Consider the following 12,174-nt stretch of genomic DNA (forward strand, 5'->3'; position numbering starts at 1 on the left):
GCAGGCTGCAAACAGCATGGCATGCTGGATCTGCGATATTGGAAGAAAGTAAGGAGGTATTGGGTGAACTCGGAGTGCTGCGGACTAAAGTCCGCGCTCCTAGGGCGCTGGGGGGGGGCTCGGAGAGCCCGCTCTCCCAACTTGGGCCTTACTTAAAAAGCTTCGATCCTGCCGCCAGATGGTCGGCATGCTCCTGCAGGCGCAGTTCCACGCGTTCGCGGATGGTGCGCTCACCGATGCCGTCGTGCTTGGTTGCGACGAGAGCTTTGAGGAGGTCGATCAGCGACTTCAAATCGTCCATCATCACATACTCCGGAGCGATCTGACGGGAGTCGTTCAGGTTGTGGTAGTTGCCCAGCGGGATGGAGATGCCCGCGCTGCGAATGCCTGAGGCCTGGGTGGCGGTGGCTTCGCAGGCACCAGCATCCAGCAGGCAGCGTTGCACACGTATCCCCTGCTCTTTGGCGGTGGTTACCAGCACGGCCACAGCCTCGCTGTCGAAAATGGAAACACGATCTCCCACACGCAGGATCGGACCACCGCCCATGACGGCACCGTTAACGGGACGGCTGGTTTCGAGGGAAAGGAAAACGCTGTCGGCACCAAAGGGCCATTTCTGCGCGAGATGCCAGGCTCCGAGCCAGCCCACTTCTTCCGCACGGGTGAAGGCCGCATGCACGGTGGTCTGGATGTTCAGGCGGGCCAGTTCGAGAAAGGTCATCACGATGGCCGCGCAGCCGATGATGTCATCACAGGCGGTGGCTTCAATACGGGTGTTGGTGATGTTCACCGGAAAGTTCCAGGTGGCGATCTGCCCCTTGGCCTTGCGCAGGCCGCGCTTCACACCGGCCTCGACTTCGAGCTTGCCGACGCCGCCGAGGAAATCCCATTCGTCACGCTTGGTGCTGCCGGGTGGCTTGATGAAGGCGGGGTGGTCCATGTGCGCACCGAGCACCCAGGTGGGCTTGCTCTTGGACTTGCCGTTCTTGTAGGTGGCCAGCAGGTTGCCAAACTTGTCATGCTTCAACTTCACATGCGGACAGTCTTTGAGCAGCGCCTCGATCTCCGCACGGACATGGTATTCATGAAACGGGGCCGTCGGCTGCTTGAGGAGTCGCTTGAGAATGTTGTTGAGATTGGTGGCTGGCATGCGCCATCCTAAAGCGAATTTATGCAAACACCAAACGCCACGTGAAGCAGCTTCGAATTTTCTTCGAGGCGGCCGCCTGGATGTACGCGGCCTGTGGCTGCTGTCATGACAAGGCTTTGTGGTTGATCGCAGGCATGCGCCGTCGTAACACGAATCGTCCCCCTTATACCCTTTGTGAAGAAGCTCCGATATTCCCTTGAGATCATGCTGCTGGATCTGGCCGTGTGGCTGCTGCCACGACTGCCGCGCCACCTGCTCATGGTGTTGTCACGTGTGCTCGGCAGGCTGGCCTACTGGCTGGACGCCCGCGGACGCGCCACGGCGCTGGACAATCTGCGCTGCGCTTTTGGCGATCAATACTCCCCCGCAGAGAGGCGGCAGATTGCCTGCAAATCCTATCAGGTGTTTGCGCGCACCTTCGTGGATCTGTTCTGGTCCCCCCAGCTCAATGCGGAGAACTGGAAGCCGCATTTCGACATCATCACTGACGCAGCCGCTGAAGAAAAAGCCCGTGAAAATGGCGCGGTGTGGGTGACGCCGCATTACGGTAATTTTGAACTCATCAGCCAGATCTGGGGCTTTCGCGGCTTTCCCTTCACGGTGGTGGCGCAGGATTTTAAGAACCCGGCCATCACGCATCTTTTCAGGAGGCTGCGGGAGCAGTCAGGCCACACCTTCATCTCGCAGGACAATGCGATGATCAAGCTGATGAAGGCGCTCAAGCGCAAAGGACACGCGGGACTGCTGACGGACCTGAGCATCGCCCCCGGCAGGGCCGCGACGGCGATCCAGTGCTACGGCCTGTGGACGTCCGTGCCGACCCTGCATGTGGAGCTGGCGAAGCGGCTCGGTCTTGCCGTCATCACCGGCGTGTGCCGCCCGCTGCCGGATGGCCGCTATGAGGCCCATCTCTTTGAGGCCATCGAACCCAAGCCGGAGGACGACACGCGTGAAGTGACGCAGCGCATCTGGGACCTATTTGAGGCCGAGATCCGCAAGCACCCCGAATGCTGGCTCTGGATGTACAAGCAGTGGCGCTACCGCCCGGTGGGCGAACTGAGCGTGCCGCACCCGGACTACCCATATTATTCCAATCTCAGCGAAGCCCTCATCCAGATGATTCCCGAAGCCCTGCGTCCGCAGCCGCAGGCGGAGTAAAGGTCGCTGAAAGAGATCGCCGTATGCGCCTGTTTTTCCATTGCCCAGTGTGATCGGCGCTCGTAACCCTCACACCTTCCAAAAACCAACCCGCCAATGTCCATTCCCCATCTTCCAGCTCTCCGCAAAGGCCGCCCCTATGAGTCGCTCGACAAGGCTCAGGTCAAAGACAAAACCGGCGAGGTGTGCGCCGAACACAGAACGCTTGCAGACGCGCAAGGATCTCGCGAAGATCAGTGAAGCACGCGCCGCGCTGAAGAAATTCACGGTGGAGCAGCTCATCGAAATCACCGCCAAGGCAGGCGAACTCTTCCTCAATGGCACCCTGCCGCTGGGAGACAAAGGCCACACGCAGACGCCGGAAGAATACATCGCCACCCTTTCCCGCACCAGCGGCCTGCCTCACGTCATGGTGAAGCGCAACATGGCCAAGCTGCACTTTGCGCTGACGAACATGAAGATGATCCTCAACGGCCTCACTCGCGGCCTGGATCTGAGCGTCATTGACCGTGGCTTTGGCACGCAGTCCGGCTGCCCTGTCTCCTATTTCCCCACCACCAAGTCCCTTGGTCTGGTGATGCCGAGCAATTCGCCTGCGGTGAATTCCCTCTGGCTGCCCGCCATCGCGCTCAAAATTCCGGTGGTCATCAAGCCGGGCCGCGAAGAGCCGTGGACACCGTATCGTCTCATCCAGGCTTTCATCGCTGCAGGTGCACCGCCTGAAGCCTTCGGCTTCTACCCGACCGACCACGAAGGCAGCGGCGAAGTGGTGAAGCTCAGCGGGCGCAACCTTGTCTTTGGTGACGTGGCCATGGCGAAGATGTATGAGGGCAACCCAGCCGTGCAGGTGCATGGCCCGGGCTGGAGCAAGATCATCATCGGTGAAGACAAGATCGAAAACTGGAAGGACTACCTGGATGTCATGGTGGCCTCCATCAGCGACAACGGCGGCCGCTCCTGCATCAATGCCTCCGCCATCATCGTGCCTAAGTACGGCAAGGAAATCGCCACTGCTCTCGCTGAACGCCTGGGCCCTGTGGGACCCACCACGCCTGAGGACGAAAATGCACGCCTCGCAGGCTTTGCGAACGTGAAGATGGCCGACTACATCGACAGCGCCATCGACAACGACCTGCAGACTCCCGGCGCCGAAGACGTCACTGCGCAGTTCCGCAATGGGCCACGCAAGGTGGAATTCCAGGGCGGCACCTTCCTGCGCCCCACCATCATCTGGTGCTCCGACAACAAGCACCCGCTGGCCAACCGCGAATTCCTCTGCCCTTACGCCAGCGTGCTGGAAGTGCCGCAGGGCGAAGTGCTGGGCCGCATCGGCTACTCTCTCATCGTCACCGCCATCACCCAGGATCCCGCCTTCATCAACGACCTCCTCGAGTGCGGCGACATCGACCGCCTCAACATCGGGCCGATCAGCACGATGAAGATCAGCTGGGACCAGCCGCACGAAGGCAACATGTTCGAGTTCCTTTACAAGCGCCGCTCGATCGACTGCGCTTGAGTTCGTCATCCTGTCAGAAGGCGGTTCGATCCATCGTTCCGCCTTCTGGTGTCATACTCCAATCACGAACTGCATGTCCCTCGCACCCTTCGACCACCAGCCACGCACACGGCTCATCTATGGCAACGGCACGCTCGCGCGAGTGGGCGAGCTGGCGAGCGGCCTCGGCGGCACACGCGCACTGGTGGTGAGCGATCCAGGCATTGTGAAAGCGGGCTACGTGACTCGCGCCGTCTCCTTCCTCATTGATGCGTCAGCCGTGCAGCACGGTGTTTGCCAGCGTGAAAATCCCAGCACGGAAGATGTCGCCGCCTGCGTGGCCGTGGCGCGTGAGTTCAAGGCGGACATCATCATCGGTCTCGGCGGTGGCAGCAGCATGGACACCGCGAAGGGCTGCAATTTCATCCTGACCAACGGCGGCCGCATTCAAGACTACTGGGGCGTGGGCAAGGCCACCAAGCCAATGCTGCCGATCATCGCCATCCCGACCACCTCCGGCACGGGCAGCGAGTGCCAGAGTTTTGCGCTGATCTCCGATGCAGTGACGCACGTGAAAATGGCCTGCGGTGATCCCAAAGCCGCCGCGAAGGTGGCCATCCTCGATTCCGAACTCACCGTTTCCCAGCCGCACCGAGTGACCGTTTGCACCGGCATGGATGCGCTGACGCACGCACTGGAAACCGCCGTGACGAACAAGCGGAATGCGTTTTCATCCCTCTACTCCCGTGAAGGCTTCCGCCTCTGCCACAGCGGCTTCAGCCAGCAAAACATGATCCGAAAGACCCGGGAAGCACGCGGCATGATGCAACCTCGGTGCCGCGCATGGTGACATCCGCCCATTGAGAACAGCATGCTCGGTGCCGCCCACTCCTGCGCCAATCCGCTCACCGCCCAGTTTCACGTCGTCCATGGCAGCCGTGGGCGTGATGATGCCGCACGTGATCCGCTTCAATTCGCAGGACCCCGAGATTGCCGCCATCTACAAAAGTTACTTCGACGGCGACCTGGCCGACCGCGTGAGCGAACTCCTCTGGGAAGCCCGCATGCCCCGCAACATTGCCGAATACGGGGTGAAGGAAGAGCACCTGCATGACCTCGCCGAACTGGACGCCAAGCAGTGGACTGCGCAGTTCAATCCGCGCCTGCCAAACGGCCGCGATTTTGTGGAGCTATACCGCTCGGCGTTGTAACGCACTCGCGATCTAAAGCTCGTGACTCCTTTCGACATCCGTGTTTAAGAGACGGTTGTGAATCCCACCGAACATCTGGATGCCCTGCTGGCACGGTCTGAGCCTCTCCTGGCGCTGGCACCGATGCAGGATGTCACGGACCTGGAGTTCTGGCGGCTCATGGCGCGCTACGGCGGGGCGGATGTGTATTACGAGACTTTGGCGTGGACTGCGGACTCGCATCTGAGACAAACCGATCCTCGCCTCGCTGATTCACAATCCCACGGGCAAACCCGCCATCGCGCAGATGATCGGGAATGACATCCCATCCCTCGTTCGCAATGCCAAGGAACTGCAGCACTACAACATCGCGGCAGTGGATTTGAATCTCGGCTGCCCGGCACCCATCGTGTACAAGAAATGCGCGGGCGGCGGTCTGCTGCGCGATGTGCCGCGCATCGAGGGTATTCTGGGTGCGCTGCGCGAGGCCATCTCCATCAAGTTCACGGTCAAGACACGCCTTGGCTTCGACGACACCGAGACCATCGACGCCCTGGTGCCGCTGTTTGCGAAGCATGGTGTGGACCTCGTCACCATTCATGGTCGCACGGTGCTGCAGATGTATCGCGAAGGCGTGCGCTACGACCTCATCGGTCAGGCCACCTCCAGCCTCCCCTGCCCCGTGCTGGCAAACGGCAACATCAGCTCCCACGTGGATGCCGCCGAGGTGACGCAGCAGACCGGCGTGCGCGGCCTCATGCTGGGGCGCGGAGCCATCCGTAATCCGTGGATGTTTGACCAGATCCGCCAGCATGTGCATGGCCAGCCCGTCTTCCAACCCACCCCCGCCGACCGCCTGCGCTACGTGGAAGAGCTTTACGAGTGTGTGACGCTGCCGAACACCCGCGAGCTGGACATGGTGAACCGTATCAAAAACACCAGTTTCTTCGCCTGTAAATTGGGCCGATGCCGAGGGCTTCCTCAGCGCCATGCGCCCCTTCACCACGCGTGCCATGTCATGGAGGTGTGCCAGCGGGCGTTTGAGGCCTGATCCCGGCGTAATTTCCAATGGTTTTCCTCGCATTGGACATCCGCCCAAGCCTATGCTATCGCCCGCACCCATGTTTTCTCCCCGAACACTCCTTCCACTCCTGGCCCTGGCTCCCGCGTTTCTTGGCGCTGCGGAGAAGATTGATTTCAACAAGCAGATCAAGCCTCTGCTCGAAGGCGCCTGCACCCACTGCCACGGCGAGAAAGAGGACAAAGGTGACTTCCGCATGCACACGCTGGAAGACATCAAGAAGGGCAATGAAAACGGCCCGGCCTCACGCCTCCGGCGATTTGAAGAAGAGCGCCATCTACACCACGCTGCTGCTCGGTGCCGATGAAGACATGGCCATGCCCTTGAGAAGAAGGCGCTGGAAGTCGCAGATCGAAGTGATCAAGACCTGGATCGAGCAGGGCGCTGAGTGGCCCGAGGGCGTGGTGCTGGAGCAGACCCCGCGCATCAAATTTGAAAAGCACATCCAGCCGATCCTGGAGCAGAATTGCGTCTCCTGTCACAATGCCGACAAGGCCAAGGGCGACTGGATCATCACCACGAAGAAGGAAGCCTTCAGCACCGGTGAAAACGCCCCAACATGATCCTGCCCTTTGACCTCAAGCGCGATCTATCATGTGACCACGCTGGCCGCTGATGACGACGATTTGATGCCGCCGAAGAGCGGTGGTCCTCTGAGCAAGGAAGACATCAATTTCCTCCGCCTCTGGGTCCTGCAAGGCGCGCCATGGCCTGAAGACCTCAAGCTGACCGCGAAGGAAAAGAAGGGCCCGGCTTCGGCCAACCCGGACAACCTGGAACTGGTGAAGAAAATTCACGCCTTCATCGTGCAGACCTCCAAGGAGAAGAAAGAGGCGGAGATGAAGCCCTATGACTCCAAGATTCCCAAGACCGGCATCCCCTTCAGCATGGTGGTGATCAAGAGCGGTGAATTCACCATGGGCAGCCCCGACAGCGAAAAGTTGCATCCGCAGGCGATGCCAGGCCCGGGTGAAGAAGACCATGAAGCCCTTCTGGATGGGCAAATACGAAGTGACCTGGGACGAGTACGAGCCCTTCCAGCTCACCAGCATCGGTCCCGCCAAAGACGGCTCCCGCCAGGTGTGGAAGCCAACCGACAAGCCGGAAGATCTGATCTCCCAGCCAACTCCTCCGTATCAGCCCATGGACTTCGGCATGGGCCGTGACCGCTATCCGGCCATCTGCATGACGCAGCACGCCGCCAACAAGTACTGCCAGTGGCTCAGCGCCCAGACCGGCCAGTTCTACCGCCTGCCGACTGAGGCCGAGTGGGAATATGCCGCCCGTGCCGGCACCAAGACCGCTTATTTCTTCGGCGACGACAAGGCGCAGCTCAAAGACTACGCTTGGTACTTCGACAACGCCCCGAACTTCCAGTATGCGAAGATCGGCCTGAAGAAGCCCAATCCCTGGGGCCTCTACGACATCTACGGCAACGTCTGCGAGTGGTGCCTCGATCAATACACCCCGACGACACCTGCCACCTCGATTCTCGGCAACGACTGGGTGCGTTCCAAGACCCCTTACCCGCATGTCGCTCGTGGCGGCACTTATGACGACGATCCGGAACTTCTCCGCAGCTCCGCCCGCAAGGCCTCCGACCCGCTGTGGAAGCAGCAGGACCCCCAGCTGCCGAAGAGCATCTGGTACCTCACAGACGCCACCTGGCTCGGCTTCCGCATCGTGCGCCCTCTGGAAATCCCCACGGTGGAAGAGATGTTCGCCGCCTGGAACAACGGTGTCGCCAAAGAATAACGACATGTTTTTCCTCTGATCTCAAACAGGCCGCTGCTCCCCAGCGGCCTGTTTTTTGATCACCCACGACTCCCCGATACGTTCAAGCCTGCCACTCTCACCTCAAAACTCCCCACTGACACACTCATGACCCAGCCCAAATCCTCCAACAATGGTGCCATGGCCGCACTGATCGCCGCATTCCTCGGCTGGCTCTTTGACGGCTTTGAAATTGGTTTGTTTCCGCTGATCGGCAAGCCGGCGTTGCAGGATCTGCTGCCGCAGGCGAGCGCCATTGTGCAGACCCAGTGGTTCACGGTGATCATCGCCGTCTTCCTTGTGGGGGCGGCCACCGGCGGCGTGCTCTTCGGCTGGCTGGGAGACAAGCTCGGACGCGTGAAGGCCATGACCTTGGCCATCTTCACCTACGCCATCTTCAGCGGGCTCTGCGCCTTCGTGACCGAGGCATGGCACTTCGCCGGTCTGCGCTTCGTGCCTCCCTCGGCATGGGTGGTGAGTGGGCGCTGGGGGTTGCCTTGGTCAATGAAATCTGGGGGAACAAGAACCGCGCCTGGATCGCCGGCATGATCGGTGCGGCTTCAAACATTGGCTTCCTCCTCACCGGCCTCATCAGTTGGCAGCTGAACGCCAGCCTGGACGTCGTCACCGGCTGGATTCATGCCATGGGTCTGTCTCCTGAGAACACCGAGTACCTTCTGCACAACCGTGCGTGGCGCTTCATTGCCGTCAGCAGCGCCCTTCCCGCCATCGTAATTTCTTCATCCTCGTCTTTGTCCCTGAATCCCACAAATGGGAGGAGGAAAAGAAGGCCGGCAGCACCTCCACTGGGCCACGATGGATCGTGGGCGTGCTGATCGCCTGCGTGGCGGCCCTGGTCATCACCTTTATGTGGTCGCCCTGGCGCCCTCGGGGATCTCGAGCTGGCTGGTGGCATGACGCTGGGTGGTCTTGCCATTGCTCTTTGGGGCTACCTGCACCCCGTACGCGAGTATATGCACCGCGCACATGCCGCCGGCAGCACGCTGACGGCTGACCGCAGCGTCATCATGAGGAACCTGTTGATCGGTGCCGCTCTGGCTGCTGTGGCCTTGCTCGGCACCTGGGGCTCCGCGCAGCAGGCCGCCCGCTGGGCGTCCGATCTTGCGCCTAAAGGCAGCACCCTGCCAGTGATTGATTTTGTGGTCATCTCCACCGCCCTCGGTGCCATTCTCGCCACCCTGATCACGCCCCATCGCCGACAAACTGGGGCGTCGCGTCACCTATACCCTGCTCTGCGCCGCCGCGCTCGCCTCTTCCTGGGATTCTTCCGTTTCAACAAGCCCTTTGTTGGTGATGCCATGCCGATGTCCTGATCACCACCGCGTTCCTGCTGGGCGGCATCACGGCCTCCTTCTACGGCTTCTTCCCGCTCTACTTCCCGGAGCTCTTCCCCACCAGTGTGCGCGCCACCGGGCAGGGCTTCTGCTTCAACTTCGGCCGTCTCATTGCCGCCATTGGTGCGCTGCAGCTCGGAAATCTGACGGCCATGTTTAAGACAGATGCCGTCACCGTGGTGCAGTCCGCCGCCAATGCCTACTCAGTACTCTCCTGCATCTACCTAGTGGGGATGGTGCTGGTGTGGTTCGCACCCGAGACGAAAGGGCGCTCACTCCAGTGAGCCCCCAAGAGGGACATTGACCGGACTCTTTTTGAACTGAGCATTCTGTTCTTGCCTGAAATCTCTTTCCATGGATAATAATTCACCCACATTAACCTCTCACGAATAAGAAATTTCACTGGACCGGTAAAACTTTATGGATTCTATGATTTCATCTTGATCCTATCATTGGAATTCGTTATAATACCCATAATTCGAGATTGTTTCGATACCTACTAGCTCCCGGAGCCATTCCCTCCCATGATTAACGGAACCAAAAACCCCGCCAAAGACCACGCCAAGCTGGCAGATTTCATCCTGTTCAGTCAGCGCGAGTTCTTGCTGAACCTTTCTCGTGAGCTGAACCAGGACAATATCTCCTTCGCGCAGTTCTTCCTGCTCGGCTACCTCGCTACGTCGAAGGAGCTGACCATGACAGACATCGCCCGCAAGATGGGGCATTCCACCGCAGCCGCCACCGGCCTCGTGGACCGTCTTGAAAAGCTCGGCCTCATGGAACGCACCCACGCTGTGGATGACCGCCGCAAGGTGCTCGTTCGCATCACCTCCCGTGGCCTGGAGCTCGTCAGCCGCCTGCGTGATGAACTGCAGAATCAAATCGCTGACGCCATGAGCGAAACCTCGTCCTCAGATGCCGACAGTTTCATGAACTCCTATCGTGCGCTGGACACAGCGGCGGTTCGCTGAGCTGACTGACAATCCTGGGTTCCTGCATTTTTTGCAAAGGCGCACGAGTCTCGTGCGCCGTGCGCCTTTGTTTGTGAGTAATAGGAAGGATGGGAGATATGCTCTGGCCGCGCCTTGACGGCCTGCGGTGATGAATCACAATCAACCTTGGATGACTTTCCCTGCCCTGGCGGCTTTGCCTGGATTTGCGCATCGCTTTACCCTGCGCCATCCTGATATTGATGTGAATGCGACGAGCGCGCTGTCGTGGTGGAGCGGTTTGTGGGACTGGCACCGCTCCAGGCAGAGGAACTCGGCTTTTCAAGCACACCTCCCTGTGCATTGCAGAACAGGTGCATGGGCGGGAGGTTGCGGTGCTGACGACACCCACAGGTGAAATCATTTCAGGAACAGACGGTCTTATATCCAACACACGCGGCTTGGTCATCGGCATCTACGTCGCCGACTGCTGCGCGGTTTATTTGGCGGATGCGCGTACCGGTGCCTTTGGCGTGGTGCACTCGGGCAAAAAAGGGTCTGAACTGGGCATCACCGCCAATGCCATCGCCAAGATGCGGCAGCATTACGGCACCGAGCCTGCCGACCTGCAGGTGCAGCTCAGCCCCTGCATCCGCCCGCCTGCGTATGAGATCGACTTCGCCGCACAGGTTCGTCAGCAAGCCCTGGACGCCAGCGCATTGCCCGCCGCGCAGGTGCATGGCACCGACTTGTCTATACCTCCAGGACCTGAGGCGGTTTTACTCCTGCGCGATGGAAAAAGGGCGGACAGGGAGAATGCTGGCGGCGATGCTGGGCCGGCCTTGAGCGGGCTCCGCAGCAAATTCGTGCTTTTCAGACGAAATGCGGAGTTCTAAGCACTCCCCCACCGCTTCAGCCCGTTCCAAGATGACCTATCATTCCCCCGCCAAAATCAATCTCTGGCTGCGCATTCTCGGCAAACGGCCGGACGGTTTTCATGAATACACGCGCCTGTGTCGGTTGGCCTTGGGCGACACGGTCGAAATCGAGCACCTGGGCAAAGGCACGGATGTGACCCTGACCTGCTCAGACCCCACGGTTCCGCTGGATGAAAGCAATCTGGCCATGCGCGCCCTGCGTGCCTTTGAAAACCGCACCGGCAGGCAGTCTTCCTGGCGCATGCATCTGGAGAAAAAGATCCCGGCGGGCGCAGGTCTCGGCGGGGGCAGCAGCAATGCAGCCACGGTGCTGATGGGGGCCAATGAACTCGCGGGCTTGCCGCTGACGCAGGCGCAGCTGATCGAACTGGGTGCACAGATCGGCTCTGACATCCCCTGTTTCATTCTCGACAGCCCCGCGGCTGACGGAGCAGGACGCGGAGAACAGGTCACCGAAGTGGATTTTCCCTGGCAGCTGCCGCTGGTCCTGATCAAGCCGCCCTTCCCCATCCCCACCCCCTGGGCCTACAAGAACTGGGCCGATTCCAAGGAGATCCCCAGCATTCTTTACGCACCGCAGCTCTGCCCCTGGGGTGCCATGTCAAACGATCTGGAGCGGCCCGTTTTCCAAAAGCACCTGCTCCTGCCCACGCTGAAAACCTGGCTGCTGGAGCAGAGCGAAGTGCACGCCGCCCTGATGTCCGGCTCCGGCAGCACCATGTTTGCCATCACTGAAACACCGGCTCAGGCAGCCGAACTGGCCGTCAAAGCCCGTGAGTGGTGCGGCGAGACGTCCTGGGTGCAATCCACCATAACGGCGGCGGCATTGCCGGCTTGAAAAGATTGAGGCCGGGCGGCTCCCGATTCCGCCCGACCTCTGGTTTGTTCAACCTCAACTTGGCCCTGCGGTGAAGCAGGGTTTTGAGTCAACAACCAATCACTCTCAAGACTCAGTCTATGGAGGGCTGAAATCCCCGCATTTACTGTACCGGGGTTAGTGAGGGGGAGTTGGCAGAGTGTTGAAAAATGATGAAAATATTTTTACCGAAGACTGTTCTCCTTATCCGCCCATGCCCGAACTCCCTCCACTGACCGACCTCGAACG

The 12,174-nt window shown here is 60.1% G+C and carries 17 protein-coding genes; 15 read left to right on the forward strand and 2 right to left on the reverse strand.

Annotated features, from left to right (window positions below; all coding sequences use genetic code 11):
- Positions 1 to 148 precede the first annotated feature (148 nt).
- Entirely contained in the window at positions 149 to 1,150 is a 1,002-nt protein-coding gene (locus tag ACILSL_RS25515; RefSeq protein ID WP_395734900.1) for a M20/M25/M40 family metallo-hydrolase, read from the reverse strand.
- Between the two features lie 174 nt (positions 1,151 to 1,324).
- On the opposite strand from ACILSL_RS25515, the gene ACILSL_RS25520 reads away from it, so the two are divergent.
- The 8 genes from ACILSL_RS25520 (at position 1,325) to ACILSL_RS25555 (ending at position 6,637) form a co-directional block, all read left to right on the forward strand.
- A complete protein-coding gene (locus ACILSL_RS25520) occupies positions 1,325 to 2,308 on the forward strand; it encodes a lysophospholipid acyltransferase family protein (protein ID WP_395734901.1) in 984 nt (327 codons plus the stop codon).
- A 205-nt stretch (positions 2,309 to 2,513) separates the two neighbouring features.
- Complete coding sequence (locus tag ACILSL_RS25525; protein WP_395734902.1) at positions 2,514 to 3,824, forward strand: aldehyde dehydrogenase family protein; 1,311 nt, start codon at positions 2,514 to 2,516, stop codon at positions 3,822 to 3,824.
- A gap of 73 nt (positions 3,825 to 3,897) precedes the next feature.
- Positions 3,898 to 4,653 carry an iron-containing alcohol dehydrogenase gene (locus tag ACILSL_RS25530; protein ID WP_395734903.1) on the forward strand — a complete coding sequence of 252 codons (756 nt, stop codon included), beginning with the start codon at positions 3,898 to 3,900 and terminating at the stop codon, positions 4,651 to 4,653.
- Between the two features lie 79 nt (positions 4,654 to 4,732).
- Entirely contained in the window at positions 4,733 to 5,014 is a 282-nt protein-coding gene (locus ACILSL_RS25535; protein ID WP_395734904.1) for an iron-containing alcohol dehydrogenase, read from the forward strand.
- Positions 5,015 to 5,071: 57 nt separating this feature from the next.
- Positions 5,072 to 5,314, forward strand: coding sequence for a hypothetical protein (locus ACILSL_RS25540; protein ID WP_395734905.1), 243 nt, complete (start codon positions 5,072 to 5,074; stop codon positions 5,312 to 5,314).
- Positions 5,301 to 6,044 carry a tRNA-dihydrouridine synthase family protein gene (locus ACILSL_RS25545; protein ID WP_395734906.1) on the forward strand — a complete coding sequence of 248 codons (744 nt, stop codon included), beginning with the start codon at positions 5,301 to 5,303 and terminating at the stop codon, positions 6,042 to 6,044. Before ACILSL_RS25540 ends, ACILSL_RS25545 begins: the two co-directional genes overlap by 14 nt.
- A 70-nt stretch (positions 6,045 to 6,114) precedes the next feature.
- Entirely contained in the window at positions 6,115 to 6,381 is a 267-nt protein-coding gene (locus ACILSL_RS25550; protein WP_395734907.1) for a c-type cytochrome domain-containing protein, read from the forward strand.
- Positions 6,335 to 6,637 (forward strand): hypothetical protein, encoded by a 303-nt coding sequence (locus ACILSL_RS25555; protein WP_395734908.1) that lies wholly within the window; start codon positions 6,335 to 6,337, stop codon positions 6,635 to 6,637. The genes ACILSL_RS25550 and ACILSL_RS25555 overlap by 47 nt, the downstream gene beginning before the upstream one ends.
- 15 nt (positions 6,638 to 6,652) lie before the next feature.
- Here the strand turns inward: ACILSL_RS25555 and ACILSL_RS25560 are convergent, their stop codons facing one another.
- Positions 6,653 to 7,057: a hypothetical protein gene (locus ACILSL_RS25560; protein ID WP_395734909.1), complete on the reverse strand. Its 405-nt coding sequence runs from the start codon at positions 7,055 to 7,057 to the stop codon at positions 6,653 to 6,655.
- Between ACILSL_RS25560 and ACILSL_RS25565 the strand changes: the two genes are divergently transcribed.
- From ACILSL_RS25565 to ispE, 7 genes are all read left to right on the forward strand, one after another.
- On the forward strand, positions 7,056 to 7,829 hold the full coding sequence (locus ACILSL_RS25565) for a formylglycine-generating enzyme family protein (protein ID WP_395734910.1): 774 nt from the start codon (positions 7,056 to 7,058) through the stop codon (positions 7,827 to 7,829). The two genes, ACILSL_RS25560 and ACILSL_RS25565, sit on opposite strands and share 2 nt — an antisense overlap.
- 126 nt (positions 7,830 to 7,955) lie before the next feature.
- Positions 7,956 to 8,396, forward strand: coding sequence for an MFS transporter (locus tag ACILSL_RS25570; protein ID WP_395734911.1), 441 nt, complete (start codon positions 7,956 to 7,958; stop codon positions 8,394 to 8,396).
- A 425-nt stretch (positions 8,397 to 8,821) separates the two neighbouring features.
- Positions 8,822 to 9,181 carry a hypothetical protein gene (locus tag ACILSL_RS25575; RefSeq protein ID WP_395734912.1) on the forward strand — a complete coding sequence of 120 codons (360 nt, stop codon included), beginning with the start codon at positions 8,822 to 8,824 and terminating at the stop codon, positions 9,179 to 9,181.
- 86 nt (positions 9,182 to 9,267) lie between these two features.
- Positions 9,268 to 9,486: a hypothetical protein gene (locus ACILSL_RS25580; protein WP_395734913.1), complete on the forward strand. Its 219-nt coding sequence runs from the start codon at positions 9,268 to 9,270 to the stop codon at positions 9,484 to 9,486.
- 240 nt (positions 9,487 to 9,726) lie between these two features.
- A complete protein-coding gene (locus tag ACILSL_RS25585) occupies positions 9,727 to 10,173 on the forward strand; it encodes a MarR family winged helix-turn-helix transcriptional regulator (RefSeq protein ID WP_395734914.1) in 447 nt (148 codons plus the stop codon).
- A gap of 227 nt (positions 10,174 to 10,400) precedes the next feature.
- Positions 10,401 to 11,027, forward strand: coding sequence for a polyphenol oxidase family protein (locus ACILSL_RS25590; protein ID WP_395734915.1), 627 nt, complete (start codon positions 10,401 to 10,403; stop codon positions 11,025 to 11,027).
- 31 nt (positions 11,028 to 11,058) lie between these two features.
- Positions 11,059 to 11,907, forward strand: a complete 849-nt coding sequence (gene ispE, locus ACILSL_RS25595) for a 4-(cytidine 5'-diphospho)-2-C-methyl-D-erythritol kinase (protein WP_395734916.1) — start codon at positions 11,059 to 11,061, stop codon at positions 11,905 to 11,907.
- Positions 11,908 to 12,174 lie beyond the last annotated feature (267 nt).

Origin of the sequence: Prosthecobacter sp., assembly GCF_044222345.1 — a bacterium.
Taxonomy (GTDB): Bacteria; Verrucomicrobiota; Verrucomicrobiia; order Verrucomicrobiales; family Verrucomicrobiaceae; genus Prosthecobacter.